Origin of the sequence: Parasphingorhabdus sp. DH2-15 (genome assembly GCF_051668705.1) — a bacterium.
Taxonomy (GTDB): Bacteria; Pseudomonadota; Alphaproteobacteria; order Sphingomonadales; family Sphingomonadaceae; genus Alterisphingorhabdus.
This window is the reverse complement of record NZ_CP196351.1, coordinates 1,875,166-1,893,964: the sequence shown is the minus strand read 5'-3', so window position 1 is coordinate 1,893,964 and position 18,799 is coordinate 1,875,166. Positions and strand designations below refer to the sequence as shown.

At 49.3% G+C, this 18,799-nt stretch carries 17 protein-coding genes; 11 read left to right on the top strand and 6 right to left on the bottom strand.

The annotated features are described in order from the left end of the window. Positions 1 to 80: 80 nt before the first annotated feature. The 4 genes from ACR9YC_RS08880 to ACR9YC_RS08865 form a co-directional block, all read right to left on the bottom strand. Positions 81 to 1,799, bottom strand: a complete 1,719-nt coding sequence (locus ACR9YC_RS08880; RefSeq protein ID WP_438726497.1) for a PHA/PHB synthase family protein — start codon at positions 1,797 to 1,799, stop codon at positions 81 to 83. Between the two features lie 33 nt (positions 1,800 to 1,832). After that, a complete protein-coding gene (locus ACR9YC_RS08875) occupies positions 1,833 to 2,903 on the bottom strand; it encodes a beta-propeller fold lactonase family protein (RefSeq protein ID WP_438726494.1) in 1,071 nt (356 codons plus the stop codon). A gap of 134 nt (positions 2,904 to 3,037) precedes the next feature. Further along, the gene (locus tag ACR9YC_RS08870; protein WP_438726491.1) at positions 3,038 to 5,074 is read right to left on the bottom strand and encodes a GMC family oxidoreductase N-terminal domain-containing protein; all 2,037 of its coding nucleotides are present in this window, start codon (positions 5,072 to 5,074) and stop codon (positions 3,038 to 3,040) included. A gap of 165 nt (positions 5,075 to 5,239) precedes the next feature. Further along, positions 5,240 to 8,587 (bottom strand): TonB-dependent receptor domain-containing protein, encoded by a 3,348-nt coding sequence (locus tag ACR9YC_RS08865; protein WP_438726488.1) that lies wholly within the window; start codon positions 8,585 to 8,587, stop codon positions 5,240 to 5,242. A gap of 269 nt (positions 8,588 to 8,856) precedes the next feature. Here ACR9YC_RS08865 and lepA point away from each other — a divergent pair, with 269 nt between their 5' ends. The 6 genes from lepA to ACR9YC_RS08835 all read left to right on the top strand — a co-directional run bounded on the left by lepA (position 8,857) and on the right by ACR9YC_RS08835 (position 14,539). After that, entirely contained in the window at positions 8,857 to 10,659 is a 1,803-nt protein-coding gene (gene lepA, locus ACR9YC_RS08860) for a translation elongation factor 4 (RefSeq protein WP_438726485.1), read from the top strand. 121 nt (positions 10,660 to 10,780) lie between these two features. Beyond that, on the top strand, positions 10,781 to 11,488 hold the full coding sequence (locus ACR9YC_RS08855) for a winged helix-turn-helix domain-containing protein (RefSeq protein WP_438726482.1): 708 nt from the start codon (positions 10,781 to 10,783) through the stop codon (positions 11,486 to 11,488). 18 nt (positions 11,489 to 11,506) lie between these two features. Beyond that, the gene (locus tag ACR9YC_RS08850; protein ID WP_438726478.1) at positions 11,507 to 12,142 is read left to right on the top strand and encodes a 2-hydroxychromene-2-carboxylate isomerase; all 636 of its coding nucleotides are present in this window, start codon (positions 11,507 to 11,509) and stop codon (positions 12,140 to 12,142) included. 21 nt (positions 12,143 to 12,163) lie between these two features. Beyond that, positions 12,164 to 12,946 carry a crotonase/enoyl-CoA hydratase family protein gene (locus ACR9YC_RS08845; protein WP_438726476.1) on the top strand — a complete coding sequence of 261 codons (783 nt, stop codon included), beginning with the start codon at positions 12,164 to 12,166 and terminating at the stop codon, positions 12,944 to 12,946. A 7-nt stretch (positions 12,947 to 12,953) separates the two neighbouring features. Then, the gene (locus tag ACR9YC_RS08840; RefSeq protein ID WP_438726474.1) at positions 12,954 to 13,517 is read left to right on the top strand and encodes a phosphoribosyltransferase; all 564 of its coding nucleotides are present in this window, start codon (positions 12,954 to 12,956) and stop codon (positions 13,515 to 13,517) included. Then, on the top strand, positions 13,514 to 14,539 hold the full coding sequence (locus ACR9YC_RS08835) for an adenosine deaminase (protein WP_438726471.1): 1,026 nt from the start codon (positions 13,514 to 13,516) through the stop codon (positions 14,537 to 14,539). The genes ACR9YC_RS08840 and ACR9YC_RS08835 overlap by 4 nt, the downstream gene beginning before the upstream one ends. 66 nt (positions 14,540 to 14,605) lie before the next feature. Here ACR9YC_RS08835 and ACR9YC_RS08830 read toward each other — a convergent pair whose 3' ends face one another. After that, positions 14,606 to 15,040: an acyl-CoA thioesterase gene (locus ACR9YC_RS08830; RefSeq protein WP_438726468.1), complete on the bottom strand. Its 435-nt coding sequence runs from the start codon at positions 15,038 to 15,040 to the stop codon at positions 14,606 to 14,608. 77 nt (positions 15,041 to 15,117) lie between these two features. Next, positions 15,118 to 16,272, bottom strand: coding sequence for an acyl-CoA dehydrogenase family protein (locus ACR9YC_RS08825; RefSeq protein ID WP_438726465.1), 1,155 nt, complete (start codon positions 16,270 to 16,272; stop codon positions 15,118 to 15,120). Between the two features lie 199 nt (positions 16,273 to 16,471). On the opposite strand from ACR9YC_RS08825, the gene ACR9YC_RS08820 reads away from it, so the two are divergent. From ACR9YC_RS08820 to rpsG, 5 genes are all read left to right on the top strand, one after another. Next, positions 16,472 to 16,627 (top strand): hypothetical protein, encoded by a 156-nt coding sequence (locus ACR9YC_RS08820; protein WP_438726462.1) that lies wholly within the window; start codon positions 16,472 to 16,474, stop codon positions 16,625 to 16,627. 263 nt (positions 16,628 to 16,890) lie between these two features. Further along, positions 16,891 to 17,052: a hypothetical protein gene (locus ACR9YC_RS08815; protein ID WP_438726459.1), complete on the top strand. Its 162-nt coding sequence runs from the start codon at positions 16,891 to 16,893 to the stop codon at positions 17,050 to 17,052. A gap of 263 nt (positions 17,053 to 17,315) precedes the next feature. Then, the gene (locus tag ACR9YC_RS08810) at positions 17,316 to 17,471 is read left to right on the top strand and encodes a hypothetical protein (RefSeq protein ID WP_438726457.1); all 156 of its coding nucleotides are present in this window, start codon (positions 17,316 to 17,318) and stop codon (positions 17,469 to 17,471) included. A 425-nt stretch (positions 17,472 to 17,896) separates the two neighbouring features. Next, positions 17,897 to 18,268: a 30S ribosomal protein S12 gene (gene rpsL, locus ACR9YC_RS08805; protein ID WP_034954477.1), complete on the top strand. Its 372-nt coding sequence runs from the start codon at positions 17,897 to 17,899 to the stop codon at positions 18,266 to 18,268. 25 nt (positions 18,269 to 18,293) lie between these two features. Then, positions 18,294 to 18,764 carry a 30S ribosomal protein S7 gene (rpsG, locus tag ACR9YC_RS08800; RefSeq protein WP_438726454.1) on the top strand — a complete coding sequence of 157 codons (471 nt, stop codon included), beginning with the start codon at positions 18,294 to 18,296 and terminating at the stop codon, positions 18,762 to 18,764. The last annotated feature ends 35 nt before the right edge of the window (positions 18,765 to 18,799 follow it).

Here is an 18,799-nt window from a genome sequence, read left to right as displayed (position 1 = left end):
TTCAATCTATATACTGATTGTTCGCATAGGAAGCCGTTTCGGTTACGAACCGAAAGGAGCAACCTTAATGCATCAGCAGTTTAATCCAGCACGTAAAGGCCAGGGGCGCTTTCCATTGGTGGGTGTTTCTTGCTGCCTAGAGAAGCCGCTGCCGGGATCTTGTCACCAGCGCGCAATTGCAGCCATTCCATCCAATATGGCCACCAGCTGCCCTTAACCTCTTCAGTGCCAGACAGCCATTTATCGACATCTGCTGGCGGCTTTTTCTGTTTGTCAGGCGTATTGCCTTTCAGTTTGAAATATTTGGCCTTCGGGTTCGTAGGCGGGTTCAAAATGGCCTGCATATGGCCGGATTGCGACAATATAAATTCTATGTTTTTTGATCCGAACAATTGGGTCGAACGATAGCATGCACGCCATGGGGTAATGTGATCAGTAACACCGCCGAGAATGAACATATCATTTTTGATTTTCGAAATATCGACATCATGGTCAACCATGTTGAGTTCACCATGATTGACAAAGGCAAGGGTTTCGAAAATGGTCAGAAAGTCGCCCATCAGGCTGGCCGACAAGTTGGTGGCATCAGCATTCCAGAATAATACATCAAATGCTGGCGGGTCATCGCCCATAAGATAATTGTTGATGACATAGTTCCAAATCAGATCATTTGGCCGCAACCATGCAAAGCCGCGCGCCAGTGAGTTGCCAGGAATAACATCCTGTTTCGCCGCACGCTGCTTGGCCAGTTGCAGGCTGTTCTTGCTCATCAGCGACCCTGCTTCCAAGTCATTCTGCTTAGGATGAAGGACACAGACCATCAGCGTGACAGCGTTGACGCGCTCATCTTCTTCCGCCGCCAATTTGGAAAGCAGCATCGCCAATGTCTGACCACCCGAGCAGCCGCCAGAAACATTGACCTTATCAGAGCCGGTTATCTCACAAATTGCGTCCAGCGCCTCGCGGCAGGAAGCGATATATTCCGCCATACCCCAATGGCCATGCTCTTTTTGTGGGTTTAACCAGCTGATGACAAAAGTCTGAATGCCGTTATCAACCTGCCACTTCACCACCGACTTTTCGGGGCTAAGGTCGTTAATATACATTTTGTTGATTTGCGGCGGAATGGTCAATTGCGGAATGGCATAGACCTCATCGGTGGTGGGCGCATATTGAATGAGCTCCATCATTTCATTGCGATAAACCACATTGCCTTTTGAAGTTGCAACATTCTCGCCCAGCTTGAAGGGCTTTTTGTCGACCTGACTGACCATGCCGTCATTATAAACCATGTCATTATAGGCGTTTTTCAAGCCTTTGACCAAAGACAGGCCGCCGCTATCTATCATCCGCTTTTGCGCTGTTGGGTTGCCCGCAAGAGTATTTGTCGGCGCAAGGGCATCAATAATGATGGTGCTGATAAAATTGGCACGGTCTTTTTCAATATCGTCCAATTCCAATTCTTCGACCCAGCTTTTCATGCCTTTCTGGATAGCGAGATAATATTGCGCACTGGCTTTCATAAAGGGATTAAAGTGCCATGCCGGATCCATAAATCTTTTGTCTTTGGGGTTGGGGGCAAGGTCGGATTTGCCCGTCATGATTTTGATGACATCTTCAGAAAATGCCTGCGTATGACGCATTGTGCGGGCTGGATCAGAGGCTGTTTCTCTCAACAGAACGCCAATAGCGCCCACAAAATCCTCTTGCGCCAGCCCCATCATGGGGCCAAGAGCTGTCGTCGATTGCACAGCTTCATCGATCAAGGTACGCGGCCCGCTGTTCGTTTCTTCGCTCATCTATGCCTTCTCCAGATTATATCATCATTTATATTATTGCGCTTTTATTTGTTGAATGGCAACCGGACTAATACCCAGACCGTCCCCGTCTTCTCCTGCTGCAATGCGCCGTGTGACCTTGCCGCTATCAAAGGCGATTTCGGCAATGCTGTTGGTGCCGGTTTCTGCAAGATAAAGATATTTTCCATCAGGCGAAAATACCAAAGTTACCTGAAAAGCGTCCTCGCTACCACTAACGCTAATGGTACGGATCACTTTCTTGCTTGCAGTATCTATGACGCTAATGGCGCCATCGCGCAGATCAGACGTGACAGCATGACGGCCATCAGGGCTGATCGCGATACGAATGGGAAAGCGGCCGGTTTTGATATTCGCCTTTTGCTCCAGCGTATCGGTATCGAAAACAAAGACTTCATCACTGCCGCGTGCGGCCACCCATAATTCCTTGCCATCGGGCGTTAGTGCAATTCCTTCCGGCTCGATACCGGCATCAAGGTCACGTATTTTCTTGCCCAAAGCTGTATCCAAAACGCTGACATTTTTTGATTGCAGGTTGGACACATAGGCGCGGCTGCCATCGGCATTGACGGCCAGCATATGGCTGCCTTTATTGCCAGTTGGAATTGCGGTGACAATTGGCGCAATAGCAGGGCAAACCTGCTGAGGGGGGCAATAAATGTAGGAAATTATACTCAGCGTATCGCTGCCTTCCGTCGTGGCCATGATCCGGCCATCGGCCAGCCAGACTAAGCCGTGCGGTCTTTTGTTGGGGGATAAATCGATGCGCTGAGCCAGTGATGCACTTTCAATATCAAAAATATCAATGGTGGTGCCGCCATAGGCTACGACCGCGGCAAGGGTTCCATCAGGGGAAATGGCGACCTCGTGCGGCATGCTCTTGGTCGCGACGCGTGCCGCTTCCTCTCCCGTAGCAAGATTGATGAAACTGACAGTATCTTCGCCTTTATTGCCTATAATCAGCGTGCCGGACGGTGCTGATGGCGCAGCTATAGTGTTTTTTTGAGGGTCTGCTGAGGCTGTACAGCCAGATAATATGACACATGCAAAGCTGCTCAAAATTGCCAATAGGATATTACGGGTCATTCTTCCCCCTTGGGTTTGCTACCAGGCTCAACGATTTGGCATGGCAAAGCCAATTCCTGCAAAGCGTAACCCGCTTATCTGTTTTGAACAATGATAAACAGGCAGCTTCGTACAGCTAGGGGAGGTGGTAGCGATTATTTATCAAATATCCTTACGCCATGGGTGACCCTATCGGCCATCGCCATAGTGGTCAGCTGCGCATTTACTCTTATGCTGCTGGGCATAACACTGGCATCAGTGACAAACACATTGGTTGTGCCATAAACCTTTTGATCAAGGTCAACCACGCCTTTGGCCGGGTTTTGATTGATTGCATTCCCCCCATGTGGGTGGCTGGAAGAGATAACAACATCATCTGCTTCAGTAATGGCATCGGCAAAAAATGTATCAATTTTCTCCCAATCCATACCTTTCCAAAGAGTCTGGCCGCGCAATAAGGCGGGGTAAACTTCCATTGCCCCGGCCGCGAAATGGACTTTACTCAAAGTTCCTAGCGCTCGTCGTAACGTCCAAAGAGCCTCGTCATCCAAGCTGAGATCAAGTTTGCCTTTTTTAAGACGGCCAAGACGATCAGCGGGAAACAACACGCCAGCAGATGCCAGTCGGTTATAATTTCTCATCCGCTGAAAATGTTCGTCAAACCATCCTGGCACCAGTGTAGACATGCTCATTGGCGGCTGGAAATGGCTTTCAATCAAAAAATCGGCACGGTCGACATAGGTCGCCATTTGGTCTTCATCCCATGCACGTTGTTCGCTGCCCATCAAAGCGGGTACGGGGCAGGCAATATTCAACGAAATGCCTTCACCAGTTCCTTCTATACCGCTGGCATCCAATATGTTGGACGATGCTATAGTACCAGCCGCAACCACAATGCCTTTGCTGGCAGAGATCGTCTTTTTGGTGCCATCGCGAAATAATATTTCCACACCACGGGCAGTACGTTCGCCTGCGATATTGCGTTCACCCCATAGGATTTGCTCGACCTGCGCCTCTGGCAATATGCGTGCAGGTTGCTCATTGTCACCAGCCACCGCATCAGCGAGCCATGTCTCAGGAGGTGCATTTTTGCGGCCATATGGGCAGCCTGTGTTGCAATATCCTGCCGAAACACATGCTCGATCTGAGCCATATTCGCCCCAATTTTTACTGAACCATCTTAGCGGTGCTTCATGGTCGAGTGGGTTATCTGATTTCTGCTTATATGCGTTCCATCCACGGATAAGGTGGTTGCCATTTCTTACACCAAGGCGCGGCGCAATAGGGGCAATGCCCAAGCGTTTCTCAATATATTCATAGCTTTTTGTGAGAGCAGCAGGACTAACCGGTGCACCCAAACGGGACCATGTTGCTAATACATCTTCGGCTTTTTGGTGGATAAGTCCATCCTGTTTCACCCGTAGAGCGATGCCATTGTTTATGACCGGTGATCCGCCAACAACCTGCCCCTGAAAGACGATAATATCCCTGTTGCGGGTCGTCTGGATCGCGCCATCACGATAGAGATTGGACGACATGATTTTTTCATGCGTGGTTATTTTGCTGCAAGGGAAATGCGCTCCCGCTTCCACAATCAGGCATTTATACCCACTAGCGGCCAAATTTGCTGCAGCCACACCACCGCCTGCGCCGGAACCGATGATGATGACTTCAACATCATCGGCGATGGTATTGCGGTCAACAAAAGCGGAATCGGGTAGGTCGGCTTTCACCTGTTCCCCAACTTCTGGGTCTTCGGGGGCTCCGGCACGGTTGCCGCGCAATGTGGGCAGGGTATAGCCTATGCTATTCAACACTGGGTTGCTGGCATTATCCGCTTCTGAGCCTTCAACACCGCCTAGCCAATGGCCATAATAGCCGGCATAGATAATACCTCTTATACGGGCAAAGTCCTGAAACAGATCGATGCGGCGATTTTGCAGCTTCTTTTCAAACGCTCTTCTGCGTTGGACAGCAGTGGCATAATGAAATGCAGGGCCACCAAGTGCCAACCAGATAACATAGAGCGATAGGCCGGTTTCTCGGGCTTTTCCGCCATGCATTTCGGAAAACATGAGCTCTAAATTATCAACGACCTGATCCGCGCTAATAACCATTTCAGTGCCGTCAAACAGTGTTTCGGTAAATTTCTTCCAAATCGCCCTTTGCAGACGGTTAAATATTTTTTCCATATCGGCGTTCCCTCATACCAATATCGTTACGCTACCATCAAAAAGCAGACCGGCAAAGTGGCCCGAATATTCTTCTCCCCAAAATGAAAAGGGCGCACCTATGAGGATGCGCCCTTTTCTAATTCATATTGCCTCGACAAAGGCCGTCATATTGCCGGGTTTCTATCAATAGGTTACCCGTGCACCAAGATAGAAGAATGTACCGATAGGGCTCACCGGAAAAGCCTGTTGGGTTACAAATGGCTGACGGTCAAAAATATTGTTTACGCCGCCATAAAACTCAAACTTATCGTTCAAGTCATAACCAAAAGCGATGTCGTGAATGAAGCTATCGCTGGCAAAACCGTTTTCAAAACTGAACTGATCAGCACCGGTATTCCCTGTATCTTCGACTTCAACCGCAGCCAAACCTTGCGCATCGCGATAGGTTGTTTGCCATGTGACGCTCAGATCGTTCCATGTCCATGTTAGCGCAGCATTACCTGCCCATTCAGGACGACGCAATTCGCGCAATTCAGGATCAACCAGATTTGGGTCTGCTGGATCGAAGAAGAAATCCAGTTTATCAACCCATGTGCCGTTGACACGGGCATTAAAGCCATGGTCCCCAAGGTTAAAGCTATAATTGGCCGAAAATTCGATGCCGGCCGTTTCCTGACGCGCAAAGTTTACTGCTGTTTGACTGATAAAGGTGAAACCGCCAGTTGCCGGGTTCCTCTGAACAAGCGGGCAGAATTGGTTGTTGATGGATGAGCTGTCAACGCAATTGTCGACAATATCTTGAGCACTGATTGTCGAAATCGCATCTTCAATCTCAATATTGTAATAATCAACACTCAGTGTGAAGCCAGGCAGGAAGCTCGGCGTGATCTGCGTACCGATTGTCCATGTTGTTGCCGTCTCAACATCAAGGTCTGGATTGCCTGAAACCGAACCGGAGAAACGAGCAGTCAGTGGATCGACAAAGGCGAAATCACCATTAGCGTCTACAGGCGGTGTAAAGCCGATTTGTGCAAAGAATGCTTCACAATTGGCTTGGCGCAATGCTGGATCAGTCGCCGTCTGAATACTGGCAACTTCACATGGATCAATCGGGCGGAAAAATGCCCCTTGCGCCGGATTGAAAAGCTCGTTGATATTAGGCGCACGGACAGCTCTTGCATATGTGCCACGGAACAAGATATCTTCAACCGGTTTATAGAGACCATTGACGTTCCATGTGAATGCATTGCCCGCAGTAGAGTAAGATGCAAAGCGGGCAGCCCCGCTCAATTCCAGAACCTCTGCTCCTGCAACGTCTCGTAAGATTGGCAAACTTATTTCGCCGAAAAATTCAAACACATCAAACTGGCCACCTGCATTTGAAATCTGCGTGGCGGGGTCGAAAACGAGAGAGTTTTGGATCGACACAGGTGGGTTATCAGCAGTGCCAATTAATGGGTTGGCTAACGTGCTGATCAGCTGTCCCTGATTAATTTGTGCGGTTGATACAGGTGCAACACCTAGTACCAGTGGGTCAAATCTTGATGTGCTGGTCTCTTCACGAAATTCGACACCAAGAACGTAATCAACCGCGCCACCTGGCAGATTCAAAAACTTACCAGTATCACCAATTAGCAAGGCATTGATGACAAACTGTTCCAGCTCAAAACGGTTAACTGTCGTGGTTGTAATAAAGTCAATCGCCGCTTGGCTGATAGCGCCAACGCCGCCCAAAATGTTCGCTGGAGCGCATTGTCCATCGCCCGGATTGAACGTGAAAAAGCCTTGCTCTGCTGCAGGAATATTGAATGGGGTAGTTGCTGGCGGTGTAGCATCTATATCAGAGCGGCAAATTGGCTGACCTGTTAGCGGGTCTGTAGTGACATCAATTGCTGCAAAGAAGCGATCGGTTATAACACTGTTCGCGTTGAAATTAGTCTGTTGGAAATTGCCATAGTTAAATGACACTTCGTACTTTGTGTTCTCGTTGATATCACCACGTAAACCACCAACAAGACGATATGTCTCAAACTCGTTGCGATCACGATTTGGGCCAAGGTCAGCCGGATCACGCGTGATGTAAAAACCCTCATCAACACCATTGCCAAAAAACAATGGTTCGACGAATTGTTGTAAATCAGGCGTAATGAAAGGGTTGTCAGAGCGGATTGTCAGCAAATCATAAAATGTATTGGGCTGACTTTGCGACTCTGCATTGCTGGAAACATATTTTCCTTCGAAGAAAAACTCTGCCGCTTCGGAAAATTCATAGCGGAAATTGGCATTTACGGACCAACGCTCAGTTTCTGGAATCAATGAGTTGCTGTCGAAGTTATTGGGAATGCCATCGCCACCGAACTGATTGAAAGTGCCAGTAATCAGGCCGTCTTGAAAGACCGAGAGGCCGCCATTAGCACCGATAACAGCGCAACCACCAGCTAGACCGAATGCACCAGGATTAAACGTACTGTTAAAGCCAACAAATGATTCCAGACAATCAGGAATGCCATTGCCGTTAATATCTGGGCCATCACTGGGGCCAATATTACCGGGAGCAATCACACCGCCAGCGGAAGATAATGAAAAACGTGGGTCCGTAGCAATGAAACGACGTGGTGAGTTAATGGCACGATCAATCAATGCTTGTTCTGCAGCTGTCGGTGTGAAACCTGTTGCTGTGGTTGGGATAAGAGAACCGATTTGGCTGCCTGCGAAATTTGGCGTATCTGCGCCAATGTCACCAGCCTGAAAACGCAGGGCTGGGTTCGCTTGGTCATCGAAAATGCCATTGTTGCGAGAGAATGAGCGTTCGCCAAATTGCAATTCATCTACACGCGCATATTCTGCTGAGATAACAAAGTTACCGCGTCCATCTGCGAAGTTTGTGCCCCAGGTTAGATCGCCATTGATCCGCCAGCCATCACCGCGCGAGGAAATGCCGGTTTGAATATTGCCAGCGATACCTTCAAAATCATCTTTCAGCTTGAAGTTTACAACACCAGAAACAGCGTCAGCACCGTAAACGGCTGATGCGCCGCCAGTGATTGTTTCAACACTTTCAATCAATGCTGTAGGGATTGAGTTGACGTCAACAATCTGTGAGCCAGCAACGCCAGAAACGTGACGGCGACCGTTAACCAGCACCAATGTCCGCACTGACCCGAGTCCGCGAAGGTTCAAAGTCGACTGACCAATGCTGCCAGCGCCGCCTTGAATGGAGTCTTCGACAGAGCCTGATACTGACAATGCTGGAATATCACGCAGAACGTCACCAATGTCAGAGCCGCCAGAACGTTGGATCTGTTCGCCGGTTACTGTCAAAACAGGAGCGGGCGAACCAAGATTTGGGTCACGTGCAATGCGTGAACCCGTCACAACAATTGCATCTTCCAGCGCTTCATCTTCCTCATCAGGCGTGACGTCTTGAGCGTGCGCTGTACCAGCCATCAGCATGGCTGACATTGCGAGCACTGAACTGCCAATAAGCGAAGATGCTTTTTGCAGGTGCGAACCAGATCTCATTTTCTTCATTAGATTTCCCCTTACCCTGAAATTTGGCAAACAATGCCATTCCCAGTATGTATTTTGTGAAATGTTGCGAAATATAACAAGCACAATTAATGTCGAAAGTTACTTTGCTTCGCAGGTGCAGCAAATTTGCCACATTAGTGCAATATTGTTGCTTATTGGCTTTTCCGACATATTGTTCCGCTTTGCGGCTGACAGCTATGGCACTTGCTGTTAAGGGCTTTCATCACCAGATTTCGGTGGCATAGCCACCCGCAGATCACAGGCAGTACATGACAGAACAATCCAAAATACGTAATTTTTCCATCATCGCGCATATTGACCATGGCAAGTCGACTTTGGCAGACCGGTTGATTCAGCATACCGGCGGGCTGACCGACCGTGAGATGAGCGAGCAAGTGCTTGACAATATGGATATTGAGAAAGAGCGCGGCATCACCATCAAGGCGCAAACCGTGCGCTTAAACTATACGGCAAAAGATGGTGAGACGTACGAGCTGTCTTTGATGGACACGCCGGGCCATGTTGATTTTGCCTATGAGGTATCGCGCTCTCTCGCCGCGTGTGAAGGCGCGTTGCTGATCGTTGATGCCGCGCAGGGCGTTGAGGCGCAGACCTTGGCCAATGTCTATCAGTCCATCGAATATGATCATGAGATATTGCCGGTGATCAACAAAATTGATTTGCCTGCCGCTGACCCAGACAAGGTAAAGGCGGAGATTGAGGATATTATCGGTCTGCCAGCCGATGACGCGGTGTTGGCCAGCGCTAAGGCTGGCATCGGCATAGAAGATATTTTGGAGCAGATCGTCACCAAAATCCCGCCCCCGGGCGGTGACCGCGATGCCCCGCTTAAAGCCATGTTGGTCGATAGCTGGTATGACCCGTATTTGGGCGTGGTGATATTGGTGCGGGTTATTGATGGCGTGCTGAAAAAGGGTCAGCGCGTGAAATTCATGCAAGCGGGCACAGAGCATTTGGTTGATCGTGTGGGCTGTATGCGCCCCAAAATTGAGCAGCTTTTAGAGCTTGGTCCCGGCGAAGTGGGCTTTATCACAGCGCAGATCAAAGAAGTGGCGCAAACTGCGGTTGGTGACACCATCACCACAGTGAAAAACCCTGCCTTAAAACCCGTGCCGGGCTTTAAAGAAGTGCAGCCCGTTGTCTTTTGCGGGCTTTTCCCGGTTGATGCCGCTGATTTTGAGAAACTGCGCGAAAGCATTTCCAAATTGCGGTTAAATGATGCCAGCTTCTCTTTCGAGATGGAAACCAGCGCGGCCTTGGGGCAGGGCTTCCGCTGCGGCTTTTTGGGCTTGCTCCATCTGGAAATTATTCAGGAGCGCCTAACCCGCGAATATGATCTCGATCTTATTACGACGGCGCCTTCTGTGGTGTACCGCATTGTGCAGACTGATGGCACAGAATTGTTCTTGCATAATCCGGCCGATATGCCCGAAGCGGTGAAGATTGCGGAAATTGAAGAACCATGGATTAACGCAGTGATTTACTGTCCTGATGAATATCTGGGCAGCATTTTGAAATTGTGTCAGGATAGGCGCGGCATTCAGAAGAATTTGACCTATGTTGGCGAGCGCGCGCAAGTCACCTATGAATTGCCGCTCAACGAAGTGGTGTTTGATTTTTATGACCGTTTGAAAAGCATTAGCCGCGGCTATGCCAGCTTTGATTATGAACAAATTGGCCTGCGTACTGGCCATTTGGTGAAAATGAATGTGCTGGTGAACAGTGAGCCAGTTGACGCGCTCAGCATGATCGTCCACCGCGACGCCGCAGAAGGGCGTGGCCGGCATATGTGCGAACGGCTAAAAGACCTAATCCCCCGCCATCTGTTCAAAATTCCAGTGCAAGCAGCCATAGGCGGCAAAGTCGTGGCGCGTGAAACCATCAGCGCGATGCGCAAAGATGTGACCGCCAAATGCTATGGCGGCGATATAAGCCGCAAGAAAAAACTGCTGGAAAAGCAGAAAAAAGGCAAAGCCAAAATGCGCGAATACGGCAATGTCGCCATCCCACAAGAAGCGTTTATCGCCGCACTAAAAATGGGAGAGGAGTAGCCAAAGTTACTCTGCATCTATTTTTAGCACCAAAAAACCTCATCCGAAATGGAGCAGCATTTCTGATTTCGTTTTCCTGATGGTCTAACCTAGCATTCTTCATGACATTGGAGGATGATATATGCAGATTATTTGTCTTGCTGATGACCCGGGGTCTGCGGCGTTTTGGGTGTCTGAATTGCCGCGTGACGTTTCGCTGATGCAATGTGCTTTGCCGCGCCGCCGGTTTGATCAAGATTATTTTGCGCCGCATGAGCAAACAGCCGATATATTAGCGGATTCTAAACTGGGTCAGGCTGCTGAACTGGCGGTATTATCCATGCACAATGCCTGTTTGGGGCAATGGCTGGCGGCTATGCATGATTGTCCAAATAACTGCCCCAAAATCGCTATTGCCGACGTTTCTGCAGAATATCAGAAAACATTATTGGCGGCGGGGCTGGATGCCATTTTGCCTTTGGCTATGCCAGGCGATGTTTTGGCCGCGCAAATTGTCGCTTTTGTGAGACTGCAGCGGAAATACCATCCGGTTGTCAGCTATGGACCCGTACAATTTTATAACAATCATAAGCGGGCATTGGTCGACAAAATCGATTTGCATTTAACCGCGCGAGAATTTGATATTCTGCATTTCATTGCCCGCGCCAATGGCCGTCCGGTGGGGCCTTCCGAATTGCTGCATCGCATCTTTGGGCTAACGTTCGATCCGGGTACCAATATTGCCGCTGTGCATATTTACCGATTGCGCAAAAAACTTGCTGATCTGGGCTTTGCACATGTGTTGCAAACGGTGCAGGGAAGGGGCTATCGTATGGTGCATATAGGATAATGCAAAAGGATGGTGACCATGGGACAGGTGCAATTTTATTTCGATCTGTCGAGCCCATGGACCTGTCTGGCCTTTCACAATATTGCACCGATCATAAAGCGCACTGGCGCTGAGATAAGATGGACGCCCTTTCTGGTGGGCGGCGTATTTAATGCGGTTAACAAAAGCGTTTATGAGGGGCGAGAGGATCTTGGCAGCCCAAAAATGCGTTTCTTTTTTAAAAGCCTAAAAGAATGGGCGGAGTGGAGCGGCGTGCCGATGAACTTTCCGTCGCCGCATCATCCTGTTAAGTCGGTCTATGCTATGCGCTGTTGCTGCGCTTTGCAGGATGACCAATCAGCCCTGCACCGCTTTGCCAGCGCGAGTTTTGCTGCTTATTTCACTGATCAGCGCAATCTGGATGACCCACAAACACTCGCCGCGATCGCGAATGAGGCTGGGCTTGATGGGGCGGCTCTGTTGGAACAGGCTGGCAGTGATGCGGTTAAAGCGGCGCTGCGCAACAATACGCAAGAGGTGATTGATCGCGGCGGTTTTGGTTCGCCAACGATGTTTGTCAGCCATGATGGCGATGACCATGACAGCGACAAAATGTTTTTTGGCAATGATCAATTGCCGCTGGTCGAACGAGCGATTATGCAAGGCGAAAGTTAAAGATATAAGGGATGCCTGAATATGACAGAACGCGTAACCATTTCCGTTTCGGACCATATTGCCGATGTGCGGTTTAACCGTCCGGACAAGCTGAACGCGCTCGACAAGGCCCAGTTGGAGGGTATTGCCGAAGCCGGCGAAAAACTCTCTCAAATGGAGGGTATTCGCGCGATCGTCTTGTCGGGCGAAGGCAAGGGCTTTTGCGCCGGATTGGATATGAGCAGCTTTACCGATAGTGCGACCACATCAAAGCTGACCGAACGTACCCATGGCAATGCCAATCTCTATCAGCATGTGGTGCTGCAATGGCGCAAATTGGCGCCGCCTGTTATTGCTGCCGTGCATGGCGCCTGTATTGGCGGCGGGCTGCAATTTGCCAGCGCGGCAGATATACGTATTGTTGCGCCCGATGCCAAAATGTCGATCATGGAAATGCGCTGGGGCCTGATCCCCGATATGGGCAGCTTTTCGACCTGGCGCAGTTTTGTGCGTGATGATGTTCTGCGTGAGTTGACCTATACCAATCGCATTTTCTCTGGTGAGGAAGCCAAAGAGTTAGGCTTTGCGACGCATCTGTCTGCAACCCCGCATGACGATGCCATGGCATTGGCAACGGAAATTGCCAGCCGCAACCCAGACGCCATTCAGGCAAGCAAGCGGGTTATCAATGCATTGCCTGATCTGGATGAAGATGCGATTTTGATGATGGAATCCGAAGAGCAGGACAAGATCGGCCGTACCCCTAATCAGATTGAGGCGGTCATGGCTTTTATGCAAAAACGCGCGGCAAATTTTGTCGATTGAACAGCATATGACCGATGGCAAAATCTATATCTCGGCCAATGCACTGCTGAGCGATAGCTATCGGCTGGGGCAGTTAATCTTAGACAGCGACTTCGCGCCGACGCATCTGGTTGGTATCTGGCGGGGCGGGGCGCCTGTTGGCATCGCTGTGCAGGAATTGCTGGAATATCATGGGCAGGAAAGCGACCATATTGCGATCCGCACATCATCCTATATGGGCATTGATAAGAAACGGGCCGGAGTGCGCGTTTATGCATTGGGCTATCTGATTGATACGCTGGGGCCAGATGATCGCTTGCTGCTGATTGATGATGTATTTGATACGGGGCGCAGTATAGAAGCGTTAATCAATGAATTGTCACAGCGTTGCCGTTATAATATGCCCAAGGAAACGCGCATCGCGACTATCTATTACAAGCCATCGCGCAATCAGACCCATATTGTGCCTGACTATTATGTGCATGAGACGGAGCAATGGCTGATCTTCCCGCATGAACTGATCGGCCTGAGCGAAGAAGAGATTGCGGCGAACAAGGCCGATGCCGATATTATCCTGAAAGCCAAAATATGACCGGACTTGCCACCGCCGCTGAGCGCAGCGCCTTTATTGATAAGCTGCCCAAGGCAGAGCTGCATTTGCATATTGAAGGGTCTTTGGAGCCGGAGCTGATGTTCGCGCTGGCGCAGCGCAATGGCGTTCAAATTCCCTTTGCCTCGGTTGAGGAAGTGCAGGCAGCGTATAATTTCTCTAACCTACAGGATTTTCTGGATATTTATTATCAGGGCATGGCTGTGCTGATCGAGGAGCAGGATTTTTATGACCTGACCATGGCCTATTTGCAGCGGGCCAAGGCAGATAATGTGCGCCATGTTGAGATATTCTTTGACCCGCAAGGCCATACAGAGCGCGGCGTGGCCTTTGCTACTGTGATAAATGGCATCAGCCGCGCACTGGCCGCTGGTGAGCGCGATTTGGGGATCAGCTACAGGCTGATAATGTGCTTTTTGCGGCATTTAAGCGAAGAGAACGCGCTGGCCACGCTGGCTGAAGCGAAACCCTTTTTAGAGCGTATCCATGGGGTAGGGCTAGATTCCTCTGAGCTAGGCCATCCACCAGGTAAATTTACCAATGTTTTCGCTCAGGCGCGTGATCTGGGCTTAAAGCTGGTTGCACATGCAGGGGAGGAGGGGCCGCCCGAATATGTGTATGAGGCGCTGGATATTCTGAAAATTGACCGTATCGACCATGGTAACCGCGCTTTGGAAGATACCGCATTGGTTAAGCGGCTGGTGGACAACGGCATGTGCTTGACCGTCTGCCCCTTATCAAATCTGAAGCTGTGCGTGGTTGATGATATTCATGATCATCCGCTCAAGAGAATGCTGGATCACGGGCTAAAGGCGACTGTCAATGCCGATGACCCCAGCTATTTTGGTGGCTATGTGAATGATAATTATCGCGCCGTTGCGGAGGCATTGGATTTAAGCAAGGATGAGCTGATTTTACTGGCGCAGAACAGTTTTATTGGCTCATTTTTGGAAGATTCAGACAAACAACGGCATTTGGCGGCTGTGGATGCTTATGCGGGTTAGGGGTGTCGTTGTTTTGTGAGACTGTTATCCTGAACTTGTTTCAGGATGACGCACGGCCCCTCCAAACTAACTCCGTTTCACCATCAATGTCGCATATTCATCGCGCAGCGCATCGGGGATGGAGACTGTGCCGTCTTTATCTGTCAGCACCAATGTGGTGATGCAGGTCGCTACACAGCCATTGGACTGGAATGCGGCCGAAGCAATGTCCCAGCTGGAGCGTCCAACACGGCTAATGCCGCTGGCGATAACCACATGTTCAGGGAAATGCGCTTCTGCGACATAATTGATGGCAACAGAAGCGATAAGCCAACGCTGGCCCGGTTGGCGGCGCTCTGATTTCAGCGAATGGTTAAACATGCCGCGGCCATGTTCAAATAGGCCGGCCATGGAGACATTGTTGATATGGCCCAGCAAATCCAGGTCAGCAAAGCGCGTCTCTGCGCTATGAGAGAAGGGATAATTTGCACGGTCAAGCTGCCAATTTTCGGCTTTGGGCATTGTTATAGGGCTTTCTCAAACGGGAAATGCCCCGCCAAATGGCAGGGCATTTCCTATTGTTGTTCACATTGTCGGTATTACAGCGAGCGGCCGATCAGCTCTTTCATAATCTCGTTCGTGCCGCCAAAGATACGGGTCACACGGGCTGCGCGCCATGCTTTGGCGATAGGATATTCATTCATATACCCCGCGCCGCCATGCAGCTGCAAACAGGCATCCATAATTTCCCATTGCAGATCGGTGTGCCACAATTTGGCGGCGGCGCCTTCTTCATTGGTCAGTTTTTTCTCATAATGGCGGTTCATGGCCCAATCGAGATGCGCCCAGCCAACCTGTAATTTGGTTTTTAGATCAGCCAGAACGAAGCGGGTATTTTGGAAATTGAAGACCGGTTTGCCAAAGGCTTTGCGCTCTTTCACAAATTCCACCGTCAGGTCGAACGCTTTTTGCGCCGATGCTTGTGCTGAAACAGCAATAGAAAGGCGCTCCTGCGGCAATTCGCTCATCAGATAGATAAAGCCATGGCCTTCTTCACCCAAACAGTTGGTCATGGGGACGCGCACATCATTGAAGAACAATTCTGATGTATCAGCGGCGTCCATGCCGATTTTATCAAGGTTGCGGCCACGTTCAAAACCTTCACGGTCCGCTTCCACCAATATGATGGAGATGCCCTGCCATGCTTTTTCTGCATCAGGGTTGGTCTTTGCGCAAACCAGAACCAGATCAGCATTTTGGCCATTGGTGATATAGGTCTTGCTGCCATTCAGCACATAATGGTTGCCGTCTTTCTTGGCTGTGGTCTGCATGCTTTGCAGATCGGAGCCAATGCCCGGCTCTGTCATCGCAATGGCGGTAATAGTCTCACCAGAAACAAGGCGCGGCAGCCATTTCTGTTTTTGCTCTTCGCTGCCATATTGCACCAGATAGTTGACCACAATGTCAGATTGCAAAGAGAAGCCGAGCGGCGAGCCGCCATAATAGGCCGCTTCTTCATTGACGATGGAGTTATAGCCAAAATCAAGACCCAGACCGCCATATTCTTCTGGAACAGTAGGGCAGAGCATGCCCAGTTCACCAGCTTTGGGCCATAATTCTTTCGGGACAATCTTATCCTCGTCCCATTTGTCGGCATTGGGCGCGACTTCCTCTTTCATGAAACGGCGAACGGTTTCGCGAAAGGCATCATGATCTTCATTATATGCGGTACGTGGAATGGTATCGAGAGACATTTAAGGCTTCCTCTTTTGTGTGTAGGCAACCTTTTGCGTCAGCTTTACGTTTGCGTCAACCGCAAATTTAATTGCGCGATTAATATGCCATTGCGATGACCATCTTGGTCAAAAGTTCATTGTTCAAAAGTTATACCTCTTTACAAATACTTGACGCCACGATACGCATCATAAATTATTGTAATATAAGGGTCATATTATGAACATGAAAGACGAATTACAGCAAAAGCAAAATGATCAATCAGGCGCTGGCAAGTTATGGAGTAAGCCAGAGTTGAAGGTTTTGCAGGCTTCCTCGGAAGATATTATGTCTAGCGGCGGGGTTGGACTCGACTTTTCATCGCCTAGCAGTTAGAATTCTTAATTCTACGGGTCATATTAACGGTAAATCATTTATCCATTCTCTAGGGAAGCATGTCCCGCTAGCTGTATGTTAAATAGCCAGCGGGTTTGTTTGGCTTTATGCTTGTCATCTTAGCCTGCATATCGGGGTTTTGGGTTGGCTCTTGCCTTATCATCACGGTCCGCTTCTACCAATTGGTCAGAAATTATATCTCTTTACAAATACTTGACGCCACGATACGCATGATAAATTATTGTAACATAAAGGGTCGTATTATGAATATGAAAGATGGGTCGCAGCAAAAGCAAAATGATGAATCAAGCGCTGGCAAGTTATGGAGTAAGCCAGAGTTGAAGGTCTTGCAGGCTTGCTCGGAAGATATTAAGTTTGGCACAGGGGCAATGTCCGACGCTTTCTTTGCGAGTAGCACCAGTTAGAATTCTCGGTTCTGCGGGTTATATTAACGGTAAATCATTTATCCATTCTCTAGGGAAGCATGTCCTGCTAGCTATATGTTAAATAGCCAGCGGGTTTGTTTGGCTTTATGCTTGTCATCTTAGCCTGCATATCGGGGTTTTGGGTTGGCTCTTGCCTTATCATCACGGTCCGCTTCTACCAATTGGTCAGAAATTATATCTCTTTACAAATACTTGACGCCACGATACGCATGATAAATTATTGTAACATAAAGGGTCATATTATGAACATGAAAGACGAATTACAGCAAAAGCAAAATGATGAATCAAGCGCTGGCAAGTTATGGAGTAAGCCAGAGTTGAAGGTTTTGCAGGCTTCCTCGAAAGATATTAAGATTGGCGGCGGTGCTTTAACCGACTTTGGCTCGATTACCAGCTAGAATTCTCAATTCTACGGGTCATATTAACGGTAAATCATTTATCCATTCTCTAGGGAAGCATGTCCTGCTAGCTATATGTTAAATAGCCAGCGGGTTTGTTTGGCTTTATGCTTGTCATCTTAGCCTGCATATCGGGGTTTTGGGTTGGCTCTTGCCTTATCATCACGGTCGTTGGGTGTCAGTGATGTGTAACATTGTTGTTTCGCATAAATTTGCTGATTATCTTGTATCCTTGACCTTTTGGCGAATCCTAGCTAATGGCGCCATTCCTTTGACATATGACATTACCATTTTGACAAAGGGTAATTAGGCAAACACCGGCAAATGGTGCGGATGGGATCACGGCGGAGCCGCTCATCGGATCGATAAGATCAACGTATCGCGGGCCGGAGTAACCATAATCGCATAACCAAGGTGAAGCATTTATGCCAACGATTAACCAGCTGGTCCGCAAGGGCCGGACGCCACAAAAGGCGAAATCAAAAGTGCCGGCCATGGAACAGAACCCGCAAAAGCGCGGTGTTTGTACCCGGGTCTACACAACAACTCCTAAAAAGCCGAACTCGGCTTTGCGTAAAGTTGCCAAGGTTCGCCTGACCAACAGCCGCGAAGTCATCAGCTATATTCCAGGCGAAGGCCATAACCTGCAGGAGCACAGTGTTGTGCTTATCCGCGGCGGCCGTGTTCGCGATTTGCCGGGTGTACGTTATCACGTACTGCGCGGTGTTCTGGATACGCAAGGCGTTAAGGACCGTAAGCAATCGCGTTCCAAATATGGCGCGAAACGGCCTAAATAATCCCGGTTTTTTGGAGTAATTTGATATGTCACGTCGTCGTAGACCCGAAAAACGGGTAATTCTTCCTGATCCAAAATTTGGTGATCAGGTTCTATCGAAATTTATGAACAACCTGATGCTTGACGGTAAAAAATCTGTCGCAGAACGGATTGTTTATGGTGCATTGGATACTGTCGAGACAAAAGCAAAAACCGATCCGGTTCAGCTTTTCCACGATGCTTTGAACAATGTGAAGCCAGGTATTGAGGTGCGTTCACGCCGCGTTGGCGGTGCTACTTATCAAGTGCCGGTTGAAGTCCGTCCAGAGCGCGCGCAAGCATTGGCCATTCGTTGGTTGATCTCTGCTGCGCGTGGCCGCGGTGAAACAACTATGTCTGCGCGTTTGTCAGCTGAATTGATGGATGCTGCAAATAACCGCGGCAATGCCGTGAAGAAACGTGAAGATACCCACCGTATGGCAGAAGCGAACCGCGCCTTCTCGCACTATCGCTGGTAACATACAGATCGCTACGCTGGGCTAAGTCGGGCGGA